Source organism: Niabella agricola, assembly GCF_021538615.1.
GTDB lineage: Bacteria > Bacteroidota > Bacteroidia > Chitinophagales > Chitinophagaceae > Niabella > Niabella agricola.
In genome coordinates, this window is record NZ_JAJHIZ010000002.1 from 36,863 (window position 1) to 56,496 (window position 19,634).

The 19,634-nt window shown below is 47.1% G+C and carries 16 protein-coding genes; 10 read left to right on the forward strand and 6 right to left on the reverse strand.

Annotated elements, in window-relative coordinates; genetic code table 11:
- Nucleotides 1-104 precede the first annotated feature (104 nt).
- On the reverse strand, nucleotides 105-1,556 hold the full coding sequence (locus tag LL912_RS00460) for an NADP-dependent isocitrate dehydrogenase (RefSeq protein WP_235551582.1): 1,452 nt from the start codon (nucleotides 1,554-1,556) through the stop codon (nucleotides 105-107).
- A 213-nt stretch (nucleotides 1,557-1,769) separates the two neighbouring features.
- Here LL912_RS00460 and apaG point away from each other — a divergent pair, with 213 nt between their 5' ends.
- The 4 genes from apaG (at nucleotide 1,770) to LL912_RS00480 (ending at nucleotide 4,925) form a co-directional block, all read left to right on the forward strand.
- Nucleotides 1,770-2,156 carry a Co2+/Mg2+ efflux protein ApaG gene (gene apaG, locus LL912_RS00465; RefSeq protein WP_235551583.1) on the forward strand — a complete coding sequence of 129 codons (387 nt, stop codon included), beginning with the start codon at nucleotides 1,770-1,772 and terminating at the stop codon, nucleotides 2,154-2,156.
- Between the two features lie 91 nt (nucleotides 2,157-2,247).
- Entirely contained in the window at nucleotides 2,248-2,856 is a 609-nt protein-coding gene (locus tag LL912_RS00470) for a 2'-5' RNA ligase family protein (RefSeq protein WP_235551584.1), read from the forward strand.
- A gap of 128 nt (nucleotides 2,857-2,984) precedes the next feature.
- Nucleotides 2,985-4,094 (forward strand): PA0069 family radical SAM protein, encoded by a 1,110-nt coding sequence (locus LL912_RS00475; protein ID WP_235551585.1) that lies wholly within the window; start codon nucleotides 2,985-2,987, stop codon nucleotides 4,092-4,094.
- 342 nt (nucleotides 4,095-4,436) lie between these two features.
- On the forward strand, nucleotides 4,437-4,925 hold the full coding sequence (locus LL912_RS00480; RefSeq protein ID WP_235551586.1) for a ribonuclease H-like YkuK family protein: 489 nt from the start codon (nucleotides 4,437-4,439) through the stop codon (nucleotides 4,923-4,925).
- A 373-nt stretch (nucleotides 4,926-5,298) separates the two neighbouring features.
- Here the strand turns inward: LL912_RS00480 and LL912_RS00485 are convergent, their stop codons facing one another.
- The gene (locus LL912_RS00485) at nucleotides 5,299-6,342 is read right to left on the reverse strand and encodes a fatty acid desaturase family protein (RefSeq protein WP_235551587.1); all 1,044 of its coding nucleotides are present in this window, start codon (nucleotides 6,340-6,342) and stop codon (nucleotides 5,299-5,301) included.
- Nucleotides 6,343-6,494: 152 nt separating this feature from the next.
- Here LL912_RS00485 and LL912_RS00490 point away from each other — a divergent pair, with 152 nt between their 5' ends.
- The 6 genes from LL912_RS00490 (at nucleotide 6,495) to aqpZ (ending at nucleotide 13,326) form a co-directional block, all read left to right on the forward strand.
- Nucleotides 6,495-8,195: an NAD+ synthase gene (locus LL912_RS00490; protein ID WP_235551588.1), complete on the forward strand. Its 1,701-nt coding sequence runs from the start codon at nucleotides 6,495-6,497 to the stop codon at nucleotides 8,193-8,195.
- A 150-nt stretch (nucleotides 8,196-8,345) separates the two neighbouring features.
- Nucleotides 8,346-9,347 (forward strand): AAA family ATPase, encoded by a 1,002-nt coding sequence (locus LL912_RS00495; RefSeq protein WP_235551589.1) that lies wholly within the window; start codon nucleotides 8,346-8,348, stop codon nucleotides 9,345-9,347.
- A 110-nt stretch (nucleotides 9,348-9,457) separates the two neighbouring features.
- Nucleotides 9,458-10,342 carry a DUF58 domain-containing protein gene (locus tag LL912_RS00500; protein ID WP_235551590.1) on the forward strand — a complete coding sequence of 295 codons (885 nt, stop codon included), beginning with the start codon at nucleotides 9,458-9,460 and terminating at the stop codon, nucleotides 10,340-10,342.
- A 14-nt stretch (nucleotides 10,343-10,356) separates the two neighbouring features.
- Nucleotides 10,357-11,319 carry a BatD family protein gene (locus LL912_RS00505; RefSeq protein WP_235551591.1) on the forward strand — a complete coding sequence of 321 codons (963 nt, stop codon included), beginning with the start codon at nucleotides 10,357-10,359 and terminating at the stop codon, nucleotides 11,317-11,319.
- Nucleotides 11,316-12,314 (forward strand): vWA domain-containing protein, encoded by a 999-nt coding sequence (locus LL912_RS00510; protein ID WP_235551592.1) that lies wholly within the window; start codon nucleotides 11,316-11,318, stop codon nucleotides 12,312-12,314. The genes LL912_RS00505 and LL912_RS00510 overlap by 4 nt, the downstream gene beginning before the upstream one ends.
- Before the next feature lie 298 nt (nucleotides 12,315-12,612).
- Nucleotides 12,613-13,326 (forward strand): aquaporin Z, encoded by a 714-nt coding sequence (aqpZ, locus tag LL912_RS00515; protein WP_235551593.1) that lies wholly within the window; start codon nucleotides 12,613-12,615, stop codon nucleotides 13,324-13,326.
- Nucleotides 13,327-13,552: 226 nt separating this feature from the next.
- On the opposite strand, the gene LL912_RS00520 is transcribed toward aqpZ, so the two are convergent.
- The 4 genes from LL912_RS00520 to LL912_RS00535 all read right to left on the reverse strand — a co-directional run bounded on the left by LL912_RS00520 (nucleotide 13,553) and on the right by LL912_RS00535 (nucleotide 19,631).
- Nucleotides 13,553-15,799: a tetratricopeptide repeat protein gene (locus tag LL912_RS00520; RefSeq protein ID WP_235551594.1), complete on the reverse strand. Its 2,247-nt coding sequence runs from the start codon at nucleotides 15,797-15,799 to the stop codon at nucleotides 13,553-13,555.
- Nucleotides 15,800-15,915: 116 nt separating this feature from the next.
- A complete protein-coding gene (gene nfi / locus LL912_RS00525) occupies nucleotides 15,916-16,593 on the reverse strand; it encodes a deoxyribonuclease V (RefSeq protein ID WP_235551595.1) in 678 nt (225 codons plus the stop codon).
- 163 nt (nucleotides 16,594-16,756) lie between these two features.
- Entirely contained in the window at nucleotides 16,757-18,484 is a 1,728-nt protein-coding gene (locus tag LL912_RS00530) for a sensor histidine kinase (protein WP_235551596.1), read from the reverse strand.
- A gap of 37 nt (nucleotides 18,485-18,521) precedes the next feature.
- Complete coding sequence (locus tag LL912_RS00535) at nucleotides 18,522-19,631, reverse strand: sensor protein KdpD (protein WP_235551597.1); 1,110 nt, start codon at nucleotides 19,629-19,631, stop codon at nucleotides 18,522-18,524.
- Nucleotides 19,632-19,634: the final 3 nt, after the last annotated feature.

Sequence of the window (19,634 nt, forward strand, 5' to 3'; positions counted from 1 at the left end):
CCGCGGATGCGCTGATTTGGATTGGGATGAATGTGAAGCAACCATCAGCAGGCCCGCAGGCCCATTGATGGTTGCTTTCTCTATCTTCCGGAATATATTAATCCTTATTGCCCCTGAGCCAGACTGTATGCTTTTTTACCATCCCACTCATTGAGCAGTTCCAGTGAACAGATCTTGAAGTCCCCGCTCAGGCTTACATAAAGCCCGATCACGTCCTGCTGCGTAAGCGGGTGGTTGTCGATGCTTTCAAAACGCACATTGTACTGGTTTACCAGGTTGGTATATACCGAGCCCGTAGGCCATACCTGGGTGCCACGGTTGCTTACGTTTACAATATTGAATTTTACCCCCGCATGGCGCTGGCATTTTTTGGCGATCACTTCGGGAAGTTCCGAACTTTCAATAAACATATCCACACCTACGATTTTTTCCTGGCTGGTTTCCTTCGATTCCAGCATTACGTTTTTATCCAGGTGCAGTACCGTGCAGGAGCTGGCAACATCGGCCAGTTCGGGCTTGGCATTCTGCTCAGGTTTTTTACCCAGGTTGGTAATAACAGCATTGGCAAATTCCGTAGTGTTCACGGAAGGAATGGATTTGTCGCCAAAGTCGCCGGTATGCACGCCCTGTTCCAGGGTATAAAGCAATGCATTTTCGATCTGGGCTGCCTTTTCCAGTAATCCAAGGTGGCGCAACATCGCGATGCCACTCAGCAGCAGCGCGGTGGGATTGGCAACATTTTTACCAGCAATATCGGGAGCGGTTCCGTGAACGGCTTCAAAGATGCAGATATGATCACCGATATTTGCAGAAGGAGCAAAGCCCAGTCCGCCCACCAAGCCGGCACAAAGATCGGATACGATATCCCCCTGAAGATTGGTCAGCACTACCACATCAAAATTATTGGGCTGTACCACCAGTTTCATGCAGAGGTCGTCTACGATTACATCATCAGCCTTCAGTTCGGGATACTCTTTTGCTACTTCATAAAAACATTCGAGAAACAATCCATCCGTAATCTTCATGATATTGGCCTTGTGACCGCAGGTGATCCTGCGTGCATTTTTCTGGCGGGCCATTTCAAACGCATAGCGGATTACCTGCATGCTTCCGGGCCGGGTAATAAAACGGCGGCTCAGGGCTACATCATGCGTTAGCATGTGTTCGATACCGCCATAGGTATCTTCAATGTTTTCACGTACAATCGTAATATCGATCGGAATCCCCGCTTTGCTAAAAACCGTATCCACGCCATGCAGGGTTTGAAACACCCGTTTGTTGGCATACGTGTTCCAGGTTTTACGGGCGGTTACATTGATACTTTTAACACCTTTTCCTTTGGGCGTTTCCATCGGGCCTTTAAACAAAATACCCAGCGCTTCGATGGTTTTCTTTGCCTCGTCCGTCATCCCGTTATTGAAGCCTTTGTCGAACACCCATTTTCCCATGTCTACATAATCATATTCCAGGGGTACGTCAGCGGCTTTAAAAATGGTGATCACTGCATCCATAATTTCCGGGCCGATACCATCGCCTTTTGCTACTGCAATTTTCATGAAGAACGTTGATTTACTTTTAATGATTTGTTGAATGATTGAAAGCCATGTTAAATATTATTGGGTTTCAGACTATAATAATTTATTACCTAAAAAAATTAAATAGGTGAATCCATTTAACAAGCTCAATAATGCTGCAAAGGTAGGAGAATCTGCCGCCATAATAAATGGGAAGACCATTAAAAAATGCTATATTTACCAAAACTCCCGTAAATGAGCAGTTTAATTTCGGCAGGTATTCATGTAACTGTAGAAGTATTCTTTCAACCGGAATACAGCAATGCATTGCAGTCTGAATTTATGTTTGCTTATCGCATTACCCTGGAGAACTACAACCCGTTTTCCGTAAAATTATTGCGCCGCAGCTGGTATATTTTTGACAGCAATGGCAGCTACCGGCAGGTAGAGGGCGAGGGCGTCGTAGGTGTACAGCCGGTGCTGACTCCCGGGGAATCTTATCAGTATATGAGCGGATGCAACCTGCGTTCAGAGATGGGCAAAATGAAGGGAAGCTATGAAATGGAGAATCAAAACAGCCATCAGCTTTTTTCCGTGGAGATTCCCGAATTCGAGATGATCGCTCCTTCTAAATTCAATTGAGAATCCCCAGGGGGATTTTTTTTTGAAATAGTGTACTAAAAATATTAGCATTGTAAAGCTAAAATAATTAGCTTTGTGTAAAACTGTTTTTATGCAAGCGATAGAATCTGCAAAAGCGGTGGCCGTTGCTGAATACCTGTTATTGATTACACCTCATGAGGACCTTTTCAACCGGATCCGGTTGGAAAAGCAATCTTTTTTTGAAAAGTACAAAGCCCCGGAGGCGATCCGGGGCAAACCTCATCTCACGCTGGTGCGGTTTAAACAGTTTGAAGGGGCAGAGGAGCGCATCCGTCAGAAGCTCCGCAACCAGGCCGCCGCCTGGTTGCCTTTTTGTGTGGAACTGGCGGATTACGGAAGCTTTCCGTCGCATACCATTTATTTAAATGTGGCCACAAAAACCGGAGTCCAGAACCTGGTTAAAAGTATCCGCGCCGATAGCCAGGCATTGATGAAAATGGATAAGGACAATAAGCCGCATTTTATACTGGAGCCGCATATTACCATTGCGCGGCGCCTGAAACCCTGGCAGTACGAGGCCGGTTGGCTGGAATACCGTAATAAACCGTTTAACGGGAAGTTTATGGCCAGTGCCATGACCTTGTTAAAAAGAGCTGATGAAACAACGCCTTATAAAACGGTAGAGCGCTTTGTGTTTGCCGGAAGACCTTTATTGCCGAAGCAGGCGGTGATGTTTTGAATTCGAAAATGTGAGAATTTGAAGATGTGTAAATGTGGAACCTGAATTGCACATCGGGGATGAAACGGATCTAACGTGCAACGTTGAACCTTAAACTTGAAACATTAAACCTCGAACAAAAAGCTACCATGGAAAAAAAGCTACATCAGGATCATTTTAAAGTATCCGTTTCAAAAAAGGAAGAAGCACAGCAATACCTGCAGGGCCGCGGTGCGCAGATCAATACGCCCAACCGGTTTCTTAAAAACGAAAGGGTAAAGGAGCATATAGAATCCATTGATGATTGGGAAGAAGCAAATCTGCCTACGCAGTACCTGGAACAGGAAGCGAAGACCATTGTCAATAAAGTGGAGAGTCCGGACGTGGGGATGGGTTATAGCATGAATGCCTATGCTGGTTGTGAACATGGCTGCATTTACTGCTATGCACGCAATGTGCATGAATACTGGGGATACAGTGCCGGGCTTGATTTTGAACGCAAAATCATTGTAAAAAAAAATGCGCCACAGTTGCTACGCAAGCAACTGATGCATCCCAAATGGGAACCCATTCCCATTATGCTGAGCGGGAATACCGACTGTTATCAGCCTGCGGAAAAAAAATACCGGCTTACCCGCGGCCTGCTGGAAGTATGTAATGAATTCAACCAACCGGTGGGGATCCTTACCAAAAATGCAGGCATCCTCCGGGATAAAGATGTGTTGCAGGAGATGGCAAAGAAAAACATTGTGCGGGCAATGGTTTCCATCACCTCATTTAATGAAGATCTGCGCCGGGTGATGGAACCCCGCACAACGACTGCGTTGCAACGGCTAAAAGTCATTGAGGAGCTGAGTAGTGCCGGTGTAACGATGGGGGTTATGATGGGGCCTATGATTCCGGGATTGAATGAGCACGAAATGCAGCGGATTATGAAGGCGGCATCCGAACGGGGAGCTACATTTACCGCTTATACGTTTATCCGGCTGAATGGCGCCATCAAATTCCTGTTTCACGACTGGTTGTATAAAAATTTTCCAGACCGGGCGGATAAGATCTGGCACCTTATCGAACAAAGCCATAACGGAACGGTGAACGATTCCCGCTGGGGGCTCCGGATGCGCGGTGAGGGAAGTATTGCGCAGATCGTGGCGCAGCAATATGCCAAGTATGGCAAGCTGTATCATATGAACGAAGGTGAAACCGGGATGAATCAACGGGCATTCCGCCGACCTGGTCAGCAGGGGGTGTTGTTTTGACGGAGCAGTTGAGTCCTGGGATGGTTTTGAGCTATTAGTCTTCAGCAATCGGGTTTCAACTACCGTTTTCAATGATCTGTTTTTGTCCCGTTTTCTGTATTTTGATAACATCTACAGGACGAAGCTGGTGGCTGGTTGCTGACAGCTAACCGCCGTCCGCGTCTCTAAATATGACTCAAATATTAAGGGCCGGGCATAGTTTTCCACAAATTTTAAGGCAAAGTGGAAAATATTTTTTATGCCCGACCGGGCAGATTTGATAATTTTCTGAAAATTTTCCAGTTGAAGATTTATGAGTGAAGGATCGCGGTGTGTTTCATAAACAGATAAAACCAGATTCATATGCATAATAAAACAAAACAATGGAGGAGACTGACCGGTGAAAAAATCAATACGTACATTGAAGACGAACTGCTTGGCGTAATCCAGCGCGAGCGCCAGATGGGTAGCCAGCTAAAGGTATGCATTGGTACCGATAGCCAGGTTAAGGGTGCCGACACCGAATTTGCAACAGCCATTGTATTTATCCGGAAGGGGCGTGGCGGTTTTATGTACCTGAACAATGAAACCACAAGGGAAAAAATGAGTATCCGTCAGCGGATGATGGTGGAAGTGGCCCGCAGTATTGAAGTAGCCTATGCGTTGAGCGGTGTTTTTAATACCCACCAGGTGGATATGGAAGTACATGTAGACATCAATACCGATCCGATGTATAAAAGTAACGACGCGCTCAAAGAAGCCATTGGGTATATCACCGGGATGGGGTTTGCATTTAAAGCCAAACCGGAAGCTTTTGCAAGTTCCTGTTGTGCCAATAAGGTGGTACAGTAGCGCCGTTTGTTCCAGGCTCTGATACCTTCTGGGATAGGTGCCATTCCGGAGCCCCGCGGCATGGGTGTCAATTTATTTTTGGAAAATGTGGGAATTTGAGAATTTGAAAATGGAGGTCGTTCCTGCTCCGTGAACTTCCTCTGGCCGATATTGTACAGGAAAAAGTGAATGGCAAGTAGCGAGAAGTTAAGTAAATCAAGCATAAGAACGAATCCAAACCACCACGGCGGGCACGCCTGGAACTTTAAACCTGAAACAAATAAACGCACCAAGCAGAAACGAAACCCAACCCTAACCCTTGAACTTGAAATATATCCTATGCCCACCGTCCTCTTAAACAATAACTGATGCTTTATGAGAATGAGATGGCGGGCTAAACGATCCGCCGGGTGCGCTCCTTCATCAGTGCGATTGCCTGTTCGCGGGTTTCAAACATGTTGTTAATGTTCACGAGGTTATCTGCAAGCTTGTTGTATTGTTTAGTCATCAGGTAGATAAAAATATGCAGGTAATGGATGCCATCAAATACAATGGCTTTCCGGGAAGCGAATTCATCCTTCCGTTTCAGAAACTCACCCGGCATCTCCGTGTAATGCAGGCCCGGGCGCAGGTGATGTATGATATGATACCCGTCGTTCCAGCAAACCTGGTTATAGGTGGTATTGATGCAATTAATGGAATTGGTATAAAGATCTTCCGGGTTTGTACGGTCGATAAATGAATGCTGTGTCCAATTGCCGAGCATCATTACAAAACGGGCAAATAAAAGCGGAGCAAGAAACACTACCAATGTGGCTTTCAGGTTCACAAAACACATGATGATGCAAAATATCAAATACGTAATCTCGCCAAAGCTGAGGCGCCTGGCAAGCTTTCTGCGATTCCGCTGGGTAAGATACCGAAAAGTGTCTTTTACACCGGTAAATATAAAATTGAAAAAATAGGCAAAGAAACAGCGCAGGCTGTCGCGTTGATAGTACATGGTACTGCTGTCGTCATGTTCATTATTATTTTCCACATGATGCATGCCCATATGATGACTGAAATAGCCTTCGGGTGCATGGCCAAACAGCGGGCAAAGGACCCAGGTAATATAAGTATGTGCGGCTTGCTGATAAGCCGGTTTGAAGATTTTCCGGTGGCAAAGGCAATGAAACATGAGCCCGAATCGTCCTTTAAAGTAAAATTGTGCCAGGTAAAAATAAGGGACTGCTACCGCCCACCACGCCCATCCCGTTAGCAAAGGCGTAAAAAGCAGGATGGCAGGAGGAATTACGGTTAAATGAATGACCGTTAACAGCCGGATAAAAGGAAGATCCCTTTTGTCATTCATCCATTTCAGCCAAAATCGCTCATAAGCGTTAAAAGATTCCCGGGTCCGGTATACCGGATCCGTTAATTCCGACAACATTTTCATAAAGGGAATTTTAATGATGCAAAATGCAGCAGGGCAATATAAGCATCTTTTTGGAGGGAGCAGGTTAAATTGTCTATAGAGAATGTTAAAGTATATTTGGCTTTATTCTTTGTTATCATAAGATTACATTTGTAACGATTAAAGGAGGTTTCATGAGGATCGCTCTAGCGCAACAGAATTATCATATCGGCAATTTTGAGGTAAATACCGGAAAGATCATCGCTGCCATCGGGAAGGCAAGGGAAGAACAGGCAGATCTTGTAGTATTTACAGAATTATGTGTGTGCGGATATCCGCCACAGGATTTTCTTGAGTTTGATGACTTTATTAGGGCCTGCGAAACAGCGATACAGCAGATTGCTGCATCTACATCGGGTATTGGGGTATTGATTGGGGCACCCTGTCGTAATGAAAAAACAGAAGGGAAGGATCTTTTTAACGCGGCGTACCTGTTGGAAGACGGGGCTGTTAAAGGTGTCGTACACAAAACCCTGCTGCCGAATTATGATATTTTTGACGAATACCGGTATTTTGAACCGGCAGACCAATGGAAGGTGCTGGAATTCCGTGGTAAAAAACTGGCGGTTACTATTTGTGAAGATATCTGGAACATGGGCGAAAACCCATTATATGGTATAACGCCCATGGATGAGCTGATAAAGGAAGAACCGGATCTTATGATCAATCTTTCGGCCTCTCCCTATAATTATGCCCAGGATGTGGTGCGCAACAGCATTGTAAAAGCACATACACTAAAGTATGGGCTGCCCATGATTTATTGCAACACCGTGGGATCGCAAACGGAAGTGGTATTTGACGGCGGCAGCCTGGTATACGACAATAAGGGCAATAAAGTAAAGGAATGCAGGTATTTTGAGGAAGATTTTTATGTGCTGGAACTGGAAGCGCTTTTAGCGGGGGCATCGCCGGCAGTGTCGGAAACGCCGACATTTTTCTCTGCATCTGAAGTGGGGCTGGGTAAAAATACCCTGGAATATTTATCGGATGAAAAAAATATTGAAGAGATCTATCAGGCATTGGTATTGGGCATTAAAGACTATTTTACAAAAATGGGTTTTACCAGGGCGATCCTTGGTGCATCCGGGGGGATCGATAGCGCCCTTGTGCAAGCATTGGCGGTAGATGCGCTTGGAAAAGAAAATGTATGGGCGATACTCATGCCCTCACAGTATTCTACCGGGCATTCCGTATCGGATGCGGAGCAATTGAGCCGGAACCTGGGCAACTCATATAATATGGTGCCCATTAAGAATATTTATGACGCTTTTCTTGGCGAGCTGGAACCTATTTTTAAAGATCTCCCGTTTGATGTGGCGGAGGAAAATATCCAGAGCCGCAGCCGTGGAAATCTGCTAATGGCTTTGTCGAATAAGTTTGGTCATATTTTATTGAATACATCGAATAAAAGTGAACTGGCAACCGGATATGGTACCCTGTATGGGGATATGGCGGGCGGTATCGGGGTCTTAGGCGATGTATATAAAACACAGGTATATGCGCTGGCCCGGTACATTAACCGGAATGGGGCGATCATTCCTGAACATATCATCACCAAACCACCTTCCGCGGAGCTGCGCCCGGGACAAAAGGATAGCGACAGCTTGCCGGATTATGCGGACCTGGACACCATCCTGGTCGAATACATTGAAGGGCGGAAAGGCCCGCGGGAGATAGCGGCAATGGGATACGACAGGGCATTGGTTGACCGGATCCTGAAGATGGTGAACCGGAACGAATACAAGCGGAAACAATTCTGCCCCATCATCCGGGTAAGCTATAAAGCCTTCGGGCCGGGTAGAAGAATGCCGGTGGTGGGGAAATACCTTTCATAGGCTGGCAGGTTATTTGCAGGAAGGGAGGGAAGTGAAGGTGAATCGTCAATAGTAAATTGAGGAGCGGGAGGAAGACTATTGATAGAGGGGGTTGTATGCTGGGCTGAATGCTGATAACTTAAATCTCGAATCTCAAATCTCAAAAATATTATGGCAAAAACAGGAGAAGAAATAAGGCAGCTAAATGAGCGGATCGTTGGGGCTGGTTATTTTGTAGACGCCTTGCGCAAAGAGATCGGTCAGGTTATTGTGGGGCAGCATCATATGCTGGATCGCTTATTGATCGGGCTGCTAAGCAACGGGCATGTGTTGCTGGAAGGGGTTCCCGGGCTGGCAAAGACGCTTACGATCAAATCCCTCGCCACTGCCATACAGGCCGGCTTTAACCGCATTCAATTTACGCCGGATTTGCTGCCGGCTGATGTAATCGGAACACTGATCTACAACCAGCAGCAAAATGAATTTGTAGTGCGCAAAGGGCCGATTTTTGCAAACTTTATCCTTGCAGATGAAATCAACCGGGCACCCGCCAAAGTACAATCAGCCTTATTGGAGGCGATGCAGGAACGGCAGGTTACGATCGGAGATCATACATACAAACTGGACGATCCCTTCCTGGTACTGGCTACTCAGAATCCGTTGGAGCAGGAGGGTACCTACCCGCTGCCCGAGGCCCAGGTAGACCGCTTTATTATGAAGGTGATTGTTCGCTACCCCGAAATGCAGGAAGAACAGCTCATTTTAAGGTATAATGTTCAGGGCGAGCAGCCGCCGCCGATCCGGCCGGTTGTGAATATTCAGGAAATATTGGATGCCAAGAACCTGGTGCGTGAAATATACCTCGATGAAAAAGTGGAACGGTATATCCTGGATATTGTGTTTGCTACCCGTTATCCGGGACGCTACCAGCTGGAAAAATTAACGCCCCTGATCTCATATGGTGCATCGCCGCGCGGAAGTATTAATCTGGCGCTTGCAGGAAAGGCACAGGCATTTTTAAATAAACGCGGGTTTGTGATCCCCGAGGATATCCGAAGTGTGGTGTATGATGTGTTGCGGCACCGGATCGGGCTTACCTATGAGGCAGAAGCCGAGAATATAGCTGCAGAAAATATTATTGACGAAGTACTGAAAGCGGTGAATGTGCCGTAGGAGGGAATAGTGAGAAGTTAAGTTATAGTTAATGGATGTCTGGAGGCTAAAGACTGAACGCTGAACGCTCAGTGCTGATAGCTCAAATCTCATATCTCAAAAAAAAATCATTGCGGACACGTGAAGAAATATTAAAAAAAGTACGGGAGCTGGAGATTAAAAGCAAAAAGCTGGCAACAGAATTGTTCTCGGGGGAGTATCATAGTGCTTTCAAGGGTAAGGGCATGTCATTTAAAGAAGTACGGGAATATACACCGGGCGACGATGTGCGTTTTATCGACTGGAATGTATCGGCTCGGATCGGGCATCCCTACAGCAAAATCTTCGAAGAAGAACGGGAACTGACGGTGATGTTGCTGATCGATATCAGCCCAAGCGGTTTGTTTGGTACTTCCTATGGCCGTAAAAGGGACGTAGCTGCGGAGATCGCGGCTGTGCTTTCTTTCTCGGCCGTAGCCAATGCTGATAAAGTGGGGGCGGTTTTTTACAGTGATAAAATTGAGATGTATATTCCACCCAAAAAGGGAAGACAGCATGCATTGTTTATCGTACGGGAAATGCTGGGACTGGAGCCCTCCGGCAAAGGAACCAGTACCGCAACGGCGATCCGCTTTCTGACCAATGCAATGAAACAGGGTTGTATCGCATTTGTGCTGAGCGATTTTATAGATGCCAATTATGAAGATGCCCTGCGCGTAGCCGGAAAAAAGCATGACCTCATCGGGATCAAATTGTACGACCGGATGGATAAGGAGCTGCCGGATGCGGGGTTGATCCAACTGATGGATGCAGAAACCGGAGCCCTTCAGTGGGTTGACTCCGGAAACGCCTATGTGCGCCGCAAATATGAAGAGGAGTTTTTCAGGATTACGGCCTATTGCGCCGCGGTATTTAAAAAATCCAATAGTGATCTGTTGCACCTGAAAACCGGTGATGATTATATTCATGTATTGCGCCGCTTTTTTAAAAGCCGGGTTAAAGGCAGTATTAAATAAAGAGTAAACAACGGATGTGTAAGAAAGGAGCCTGGATCATTGGGGTATTGTATCTGCTGACAGTGGTGCTGCCTGCTTCGCTTTATGCACAGGGGCCTTCAGTTACTGCTTCTGTTGATAAAAATAAAATACTGCTCGGAGAACCTGTTTTATTGACCCTTGAGATCCGTGGTTCGGCCAACAGCAAGGTACAACCCCTGAAGCTGGACTCAATTCCTCATTTTGAATTTTTATCAAAGGACAGCACTGTAAAAGAGGCACAGGGCGGGCAACAGATAATACGACAGTACTTCCGCATCACCAGCTTTGATTCCGGCCGCTGGGCCATCCCGCCGATCGTTCTCAGTCCGGAAGCCAAAACAGCTTCCATCCTGATGGATGTGGTGTTCACCGATCCGTTTGACCCCAGCCAGCCTTATCACGACATACAGGATATCCGGTCGGTGCCTTTCAAGCTCGGAAAGCAGTTTGAAAAATGGTGGTACATGATCGCATTGTTACTCATTATGATCACCCTGATCATTTACTGGATGACTGGTGAAAAGAAACCCCGGGTGGAAACAAAAGTGTATCGAAGTGCTTATGCAAGAGCCAAGCACCAGCTGGAAGCATTAAAAACATCAGGGGTACCAGAGAGTCGCTTTTATGCCCGGCTGGTGGAGATCCTGCGGGCTTTTTTATCCGAGCGAGCCCGGGTGAATTCGCTCCAGCAAACGTCCGGTGACCTTGTTGAAAAAATAAAGCCCCTGTTTGCGGATGAGCAGCTCTACCGCAGTCTGGCACAGGTGCTGTCGCTCTGTGACCTGGTGAAATTTGCCAAATATGACCCGGAGGATACAGAAGCGCAATCTGCTTACGAGGTGATCAACAAAGGGATAGATCATATCGAAGAGGGCATCCGGAATGCAGCAAAAACAAAAAAAGAAGCGCATCCTCATCCTGTAAAAGGAGCTGGAGAGACGACCGATAAAAAATGATTTACGACTGGTTACAAAATATCAAATTTATCTGGCCGGAGAATTTTATTTTCCTGGCGCTGATCCCGTTCCTCATTGCGCAATATATTAAGAATGGGAAGCGGGGAAAAGGCGCAATTCTTACTTCCGGGCTTCAGGCCAAAATACCCGGCACCTTTAAAACGCGGTTCCGTCACCTGCCTTTTATATTGCGGTTGATCGGAATCGGTTGCCTGGTAACGGCCCTGGCACGGCCTCAGCATCAGCAGGAGCTTACCCGCAGCGAAGGTGAAGGCATTGATATCATGCTGGTAATGGACGTAAGCGGCAGCATGCTTACGCAGGATATTAAGCCCCGGCGGTTTACGGTTGCTAAAGAAGTGGCCATCGAATTTGTAAAGAGCCGGCCAACGGATCGTATCGGCCTGGTTATTTTTTCAGGAGAGGCCTTTACGAAAGTACCGCTGACGCCAGATAAAGCGACTCTGCTGGATCAGCTGATGCGGTTGAAAGTGATGGATGACGGGTACCTCGAACCAGGTACCCTGATCGGAGAGGGACTGGCTACCGCTGTAAACAGGATTAGTAAGGGGGGCAGTAAAACAAAGGTGGTCATTTTACTAACGGATGGTAAGGAGGATGCGCCGCCCACCCGTATCATCGACCCGGAGATGGCGCTGGAAATTGCCAAGGCGAATAAGGTAAGAGTGTACTGCATCGGCCTGGGAGTAAGCGAATTTACCGAAGAACAAATGGCTTCCGGTGTGCGGAATTTCCTGGATGAAGACCTGTTAAAAAAGATCGCCGGTCAAACCGGTGGACAATACTATCATGCGGTTGATAAAACTTCTCTGCAGGCGATCTACAACCAGATCGACAAACTGGAAAAGGCAAAAGTGGAGATCATCCGGTATAAACAAACAGAGGAAATGTTCCTGCCGCTGGTGCTGGCAGCGCTGGCCCTTTTATTAATCGAAGTGCTGCTCCGGTATACCTGGTTTAAACGCTTTCCATAATGCGGGGTGTTGTTTCCCCGCGAAAAGAATTACTATCCAAATAGTGAATGACGTTTGCCTGCATTTTTTGCGTAAATGCAACGTAGAAAAAACATCGGCAAAGACCAGTGGAAAACTCAACTACAATCACGGAATAGGTTCCCGTATCCCTTTTTTATTTTTAAATAATGTTCATTTATTGGAACAATTCCGGAGTTTTGGTATCTTCAGGAAGTATTTGATGATTGCAGTAGAGCGAAAATCGTTTAGCGATGGTGTTTTTTTGAAGTTGTTTATTCATCCTTAAAACATAAATCATATGAAAGTAACTGCTGTATCAAAGTTCTTTGCAGAACTGATCGGAACCATGGTATTGGTGCTTATGGGATGCGGAAGCGCTGTTATTGCGGGCGCAGACGGTACAACCGGCGTTGGCCTGCTGGGCATTGCCTTTGCCTTTGGATTAAGCGTAGTGGCAATGGCCTATGCAATTGGTCATATATCCGGTTGCCATATTAATCCTGCCATCTCTATTGCCATGGTGGCAGCAGGACGTATGAAGGCGGGTGAAGCAGCCTATTATATTTTGGCCCAGATTATCGGTGCTATTATCGGCGCGGCCATTTTATGGGCGATCGCAAGCGGAAAAGCGGAGTATATGGGTGGATTGGGGCAAAACGGGTACGGTGATTTTTCCCCGCAAAAATACAATCTTCAAAGCGGCCTGATCGCGGAGGTCATCTTTACATTTATTTTTCTGCTGGTGATCCTTGGATCCACTTCAACCAAAAATATCAACGGAGGCTTTGCAGGTCTTAGTATTGGGCTTAGCCTGGTGCTGATTCATATTGTGGGTATCCCCATCACCGGCGTTTCTGTGAATCCGGCACGTAGTATTGGTCCGGCCCTGCTCAAAGGCGGGGAGGCGCTAAGCCAGGTGTGGTTGTTTATCGTGGCGCCCATTGCAGGTGCCGTACTGGCGGCCATTGTATGGAGTTTGCTGTTGGAGCGACCCGAGCAGAAAGCCGCCTGATCAAAAGATGTGATGCTCCCGGAACCCGGGAAGTTAGAAAGAGTAAGCAGCAGCGTTGTACCGTGAAGGGGACGATGCTGTTGCTTATTTGTTACAGCAAAATGAAGAAGGAATCTTGAGACATGTAAACTGCATCGGTATATGGGTGTAATCTGCGACCTTCATGAGCCATTCCTCTATGGTCGCCCGGTTACCCAAAAAAACTTCATTAGATATTTAGCACCTCTTATAACATCCCCAGTTGCTGCCAGAGTTGAAAAAAGCGCTGATCCCCCGGATAATATTTTTTAAGGGTTGCTGCATAAGATTTAGCGGCTTCCAGATTATTCTGTTGCAGGTGCAGCACGCAAAGTGCATAATTAATATCCGCATCGGAAGGTGCCAGTTGCAGCCCTTTCAGGTACTGTTGCTCTGCTTGTTTATATTGTTGCTGTTGCTGCAGTAAAATGGCATAGTTATAATAAACCCTTGGGTTCTGCGTTTTCAGCTCAATAGCCTTCTTTAAACTTTTCTCAACGTTATCGGGTTGGTTTAGCTCGTTATAGAGCAGGGCGAGATTAAAGTAAATACGGTCGTTTTTAGGATCAATACGGGCAGCTTCTTCCAGGCTTTTTAATGCCGCCTGGTTATTCCCTTTAATATTATACACCGTCGAAAGATTCAGCCGGGCGTAGTTCATCTGGTTATCTTTCTGCAATCCTTTCAGATAAAAAGATTCGGCTTTATCATAGTTCTTCAGTTTTAAATAGTAATCTGCCGCCATGATATTTCCGGAGGCGAAATCTGTTTGATAAAGCACATGGTCGTTGAGCTCGGCCAACGCGTTGGTATAACCAGCTCCCAGGCCGGCGATCAGATCGGCATCATTGGCGCCCAGTACGAGGTTGGCTGCAGCAATACGTACCGCCCGTACTTTATCAGTAAGCATTTCCTGGACGGCATCCCGCCAAAGAGCCGGGGCAAAATTATTTAAACCGGTAACCGCCCGGTAGCGCACCTGGGCGTCTGTATTATGCAGTTCCCGCAGCACACCGGCAACCGGGTTGTTTCCATCCTGAACGCCCGATAAATAGTGTACCGCAGTGGCCTGGATGATCGGCGGGGTGGCGGTGTCCTGTATCAGTTTGATAAGGTGTGCCTGACTGCCCGCATCCATTTTACTTCCGGGGATCAGGTCTTCTGCAAAATGATAGGCGCGTGTGGGGCCATACCATTTATTAACTGCGGCGGCCGCCCATGCGGCAGGTTGATTGGTATGACAGTTATTGCAGGCATTGGGCGTGCCGTATTGAACCGAAAGATCTGGTCGTGGTACGCGGAATGTATGATCGTGCCTCCAATCGTTACCCATATAAAACTTGCCCGGCATATGGCAGTTCTTACATTCGGAGCCGGCAGTGTTTACTGGATGAAAGGTATGTGTAGGCGCATCGTATTTCTTGTCGTGGCATTGAAGGCAGGCCCCATTGCCGGCAATCAGCAATTTACCGGTATGCGGGTTGTGACAATTGCTGCATTTTACCCCATGTTTGTACATCTTGCTTTGCAGGAAAGAAGCATAGGTATAATCTTCATCATCTGCCTGCCCGTCTGCATGAAAGAATTCAGTGGAGGGGATTTCCGGAATATAATCATCCAGGATCTCGCTGCTGTTTTTCAGGTCGGCGCTGATATTTCCTTTACGGGCATGACAGGGGAAACAGGTCTGGATCTGCGCCAGCTGGCTGCTGTTCTTAGGTGCCCGCAGGTACGAACCTGCCTGTTTGGTTCCGTGTTTGTAGTCATCACCGTTTATATAGTCAATATGCTGTTTGGCTGGTCCGTGACAAGCTTCGCAACTTACGGTGAGCACACTGTAGGTGGTGTTGTAGCTATCGGTTTCGGAGTTGTAATTCTTTTTTAGATTGGTGCTATGGCATTCGGCACACATGGTATTCCAGTTTTGCCCGTTACCCGTCCAGTGCAGCCAGTCGTTAGCGGCAAGCTTCTGCCCGGCATACTGGTGAAACCATTTCTTGTCCTTGCTGTTCCAGGATTGCCGGGTAGCCTGCATGCGGCCCCGGTCAAATTCAACCAGGTATTGCTGGAGGGGATAGTATCCAAACGTGTATTTGATCTGGTAATCATGATTCTTACCGTCCGGGCCCTCCGTATTAATAAAAAATTTACCGTCTTTCTTAAAGAATGTGGAGGTGACACCATCGGCGGAATAGGAAGCGTTGTTAAAGTTGCCCAATACGGTAGAATCATTGGCGGGCTGCATGGCTTTAAAGTGATCCGAAAGCTGCCACTGGTCATGTTCGCTTTTATGACAGCTGATACAAGCCGCATCCCCCATATAATCGTTGACTGTTTGCTTTTCCCCGCTTTTTTTTTCCGGCTGCGAGCAGCGCACGATGATCAGGCTGCCCAAAAAAAAGAGCAGGATCGAAGAAAGCACAAGAAAGGTTTTTTTGTGATGCGTCCACCTCATAAGGAACAAATATAAGTATCCGTTGGCAGCTTTCAGACTTCAGTCTTCAGATTTCAGCCTGGTATCCGTCAAATCTGAAATCTCAATTCTCAATTCTGAAAGCTCAACACTGTCTGTTACTTGCTTCCCTTCAGGCGCTCCTGATTTACCAACATATGCGCCAGTCGCGTAGGTTCAGGAATGCGGTATTTGCCGCAACATTGGGTGATGATCTCCAGGCTTTGTGCCATGCTTACCTTATTGCCTGGCGATACAAATACCGGGTTGCAATTGGGTTTGGTGCGTAAAACAGTGCCAATCCGCTCCTCTTTATCCCATAATGGAGACTGGTCAAAACGATGATTTCCCGGCTCCTGGTATACACCTGTAAGACGGGTTTTGGCACAACCGATGGTCGGGTGGTTCATTACAAGCCCAAAATGAGTGGCGATGCCCAGCCGCCGGGGATGTGCCATACCATGTCCGTCCAGTACCAGGATATCGGGTTTCAGGGCCAATGCTTCCCACACTTTTAATAATGCGGGTACCTCCCGGAATGCCAGCAGTCCGGAGATATAAGGAAATTGAACCGTACACGTAACGGAGGCATGTGCCTGTACTACCATTTCGGGATACTTTAGTACTACGATACCTGCATATACGGTCGTTTCAAATTTGTTGAACGATATATCTGCTCCGCCGATAAACCGGACCGGTGCGGTAAGCGGTTTGAGGTCTATTTGTTCACGTAATTGCTTTTGCAGGGCAACAGCCTCAGAGGGGGTGAGGGTGTCGTAAAACTCGGGTGTGATCATGTTTTAAAGATACGGCATTTGCTGGATCATCTGTAAGGTTGCAGCACAAAGCATCTTTGCCTACAGGTCAGGGGGTGAACGCAGAAATTAGGCATTACCAGCGGAAAAGGTCAGCGTAAATCAGCGAGGAAAATCAGCGAAAATCCGCGGGCAAAACCGCCTGCTAATTGTTGTCGGCCACCGGGAGGGTTACCACAAATTCTGTTCCCGCTCCAAATTCACTGTGTACGGCAATGGATCCGCCCTGTGCTTCGATCAGTTCTTTGCTGATGGAGAGGCCGAGGCCCGTGCCTTCTTTTTTAGAGCCGGGGATCCGGAAATAGCGGTCGAATATCTTGTCGAGATAAAAGGGCGCAATGCCCTGCCCCTGATCCTTCACCGTAAAAAGTACGTGCTCCCTGCCGGCAGCAACCACTATGGTAACCGGGCTGTTCTCATGGCTGTAGCGGATGGCGTTGGAGATCAGGTTGCTGAAGATCCAGGCGGTTTTATCGGCATCTACATTTAAAAGTGGAAGCGCTGTTGGTATCTGTACCTGTAACTGGATATTCCTGGAGGCCGCTGCCGTTTCGTTGATCTGTACCGCTTTTTGGATCAGTGCTTCCGGATGGCACAATACCGGCTGTAGCTGGAGTTTACCACTTTCCAGTTGGGTTACGTTCAGTAATTCACTGGTTATTTTCAGCAGGCGGGCCGCGTCCTCCTGTATGCTTCCGACCAGTTCTTTTTGCTCCGCGTTTAAATTTCCGATACGGTCGTTTTCGAGCAGCTGGGCGCTCATTTTTATAGAAGAGATGGGGGTTTTAAGCTCGTGAGAAACCGTAGCAATAAAATTGGTTTTTGCATAATCCAGTTCTTTGAAAGGCGTAATGTTTTTTAAAAAGATCACATCACCCAGATGCTGCGCTTCGGTTTCACCGGTTGGAATAATGCTGATCGGGATAATCGCCTTGTCGAAATAACTTTCTTTATTATCCGCGTATATTTTTAATGGTTCCTGTGCAGCAACCGGTTCAAAAAAATCGCGGATCAGCATCCGGATCAGGTCGTTGCTCACTGCCAGGTCCTGTACCGGTTTCCCGAGCACTTCCGCGGGCCGTGTATTGGTGATGCGGGCGGCTTCTTCATTTATAAAAATGACGCTTTTGTTTTCGTCCAGTCCGATCACCGGTTCGTGTATATTATTAATCAGCGTTTCGATGCGCTGCTTTTCATTCATCAGTCGCGCTAGATTACTGTTGTTATATTCTTCGAGCTTTTGCGCCATGGTATTGAAAGCCTTTGCCATATCGCCAAATTCATCCGGCTTGTTGTAGTAGATCCGTTGGGAATAATTTTTGGAAGTAATGCTGCGGATACTGGATGTGAGGGTTTTGATCGGGTTAGAGATGGCGGCCGGCAGATTGAGCAGCAGGGTAAAGGCGATGATAAAACAAAGGGTTCCGCTTACGGCAATCCACACAATGGCCTTGTCGGCGGTTTTTCCTGCAATAGTACTTTTCCGCTGAATCGCCTGCATATTTAGCAGCATAATATCTGCAAGGTCTTTCCGGATCTGATAGATTAGCAAGGTATCCCCGGGGGTCTTTTTGATCTGCTGGAAATCGGTATTTACCCGCTCCGTAGCTTCCAGCTCATTGGGCTCGGTAATATTCTCTTTCTGACGTTTTAACTGGGCTTCAAATTTTTGCTGTATACGGGGTGATTGGATTCCTTCATCCAGCGCCAGCAACATCTCCCGGGAATAAGATACCGAGTTGTAATTGGCCACCAGGATGTTCTTGGTATCTGCCGAAAGCCGGTTAATGTAAATGCCCGAAAGGATGGCCAGGAAGGCGACCAACGCAAAGAGCGCACCCAATCCCAGCACCAGTTTTGTTTGAATACGCATTTCTTAATTTTTATACATCAACAAAAATAAAACAACCTTAACTTAGGATCACCAGGTCGATCTGGCTATCGCTTAGTTTTTTTAAGAGATTGCTGAAAATATTGGTGGCTGCAATCACCTGCATTAAACTCAAATGGGGTTTGCCGATACAAATGGTGGTGATTTTCCGTTCTTCTGCCTGCTCCACAATTGCAGCTGCGATCCGGTCTGCCTTTACTTTAATGATCTCTGCACCCAGCTCTGTTGCCAGCTGAAAATTGTGAATGAGGTAGCGCTGCTTGTCTAACCGGATCTTGTCTGCACTTTCCGCCGGCGTTTCCACATACAACACATACCATTTGCTGTGGTAATAGTTCGCCAGGCGAGCTGTTTTCCGGATTACGGTTTTTGACGTTTTTTCGTTGCTGCTGATGCAGGCCATAAAACGTTCCTGCTGCAATGGAAGCTTTACCACCTCGGCCTCCACCTTTCGCTCTACAGCGGACGCTACTTCTTTTAAAGCCAGTTCACGCAATTGCAGGATGTGATCGTGTTTAAAAAAATTGTTAAGCGCCGACTGGATCTTGTCGTTTTTATAGATCTTGCCTTCTTTCAGACGGGTGATCAGTTCGTCAGATGGCAGGTCGATATTCACTACTTCGTCGGCTTCCTTAATGATGCTGTCCGGAATCCGCTCGGCTACATTCACGCCGGTAATGGCTAGGACATCTTCGTGCAGGCTTTCAATATGTTGAATGTTTACGGCTGAAATTACGTTGATCCCCGCGTCGAGGATCTCCTGAACGTCTTGCCAGCGTTTATTATTGCGACTGCCTTCGATATTGGTGTGGGCCAGCTCATCTACCAAAACCACTTCCGGCCGCAGGCTGATGATGGTGTCGGTGTCCATCTCTTCCAGTTCCTTACCCTTATAAAAAAGCCGCCGTCGCGGAATTTCAGGCAAACCTTCCAGCAGGGCATGGGTTTCCTCGCGGTGGTGGGTTTCAATATATCCGATGCGTACATCGATGCCGTTGCGTAGCAATACATGAGCCTCCTGTAGCATCCGGTATGTTTTTCCCACGCCGGCGCTCATGCCAATGTAGATTTTAAACCGGCCACGTTTATTTTTCTGAATGAGTTTTAAGAAATCGGCTGCTGCATCCATGAT

What these genes read in the sequence shown, in the direction of transcription:
- aqpZ (WP_235551593.1), top strand. Translation starts at nt 12,613, where the DNA reads ATGAAAGTAACTGCTGTATCAAAGTTCTTTGCAGAACTGATCGGAACC.
- LL912_RS00495 (WP_235551589.1), top strand. Translation starts at nt 8,346, where the DNA reads ATGGCAAAAACAGGAGAAGAAATAAGGCAGCTAAATGAGCGGATCGTT.
- LL912_RS00470 (WP_235551584.1), top strand. Translation starts at nt 2,248, where the DNA reads ATGCAAGCGATAGAATCTGCAAAAGCGGTGGCCGTTGCTGAATACCTG.
- LL912_RS00520 (WP_235551594.1), bottom strand. Translation starts at nt 15,799, where the DNA reads ATGAGGTGGACGCATCACAAAAAAACCTTTCTTGTGCTTTCTTCGATC.
- LL912_RS00490 (WP_235551588.1), top strand. Translation starts at nt 6,495, where the DNA reads ATGAGGATCGCTCTAGCGCAACAGAATTATCATATCGGCAATTTTGAG.
- LL912_RS00480 (WP_235551586.1), top strand. Translation starts at nt 4,437, where the DNA reads ATGCATAATAAAACAAAACAATGGAGGAGACTGACCGGTGAAAAAATC.
- LL912_RS00535 (WP_235551597.1), bottom strand. Translation starts at nt 19,631, where the DNA reads ATGGATGCAGCAGCCGATTTCTTAAAACTCATTCAGAAAAATAAACGT.
- nfi (WP_235551595.1), bottom strand. Translation starts at nt 16,593, where the DNA reads ATGATCACACCCGAGTTTTACGACACCCTCACCCCCTCTGAGGCTGTT.
- LL912_RS00510 (WP_235551592.1), top strand. Translation starts at nt 11,316, where the DNA reads ATGATTTACGACTGGTTACAAAATATCAAATTTATCTGGCCGGAGAAT.
- LL912_RS00485 (WP_235551587.1), bottom strand. Translation starts at nt 6,342, where the DNA reads ATGAAAATGTTGTCGGAATTAACGGATCCGGTATACCGGACCCGGGAA.
- LL912_RS00505 (WP_235551591.1), top strand. Translation starts at nt 10,357, where the DNA reads ATGTGTAAGAAAGGAGCCTGGATCATTGGGGTATTGTATCTGCTGACA.
- LL912_RS00530 (WP_235551596.1), bottom strand. Translation starts at nt 18,484, where the DNA reads ATGCGTATTCAAACAAAACTGGTGCTGGGATTGGGTGCGCTCTTTGCG.
- LL912_RS00475 (WP_235551585.1), top strand. Translation starts at nt 2,985, where the DNA reads ATGGAAAAAAAGCTACATCAGGATCATTTTAAAGTATCCGTTTCAAAA.
- apaG (WP_235551583.1), top strand. Translation starts at nt 1,770, where the DNA reads ATGAGCAGTTTAATTTCGGCAGGTATTCATGTAACTGTAGAAGTATTC.
- LL912_RS00460 (WP_235551582.1), bottom strand. Translation starts at nt 1,556, where the DNA reads ATGAAAATTGCAGTAGCAAAAGGCGATGGTATCGGCCCGGAAATTATG.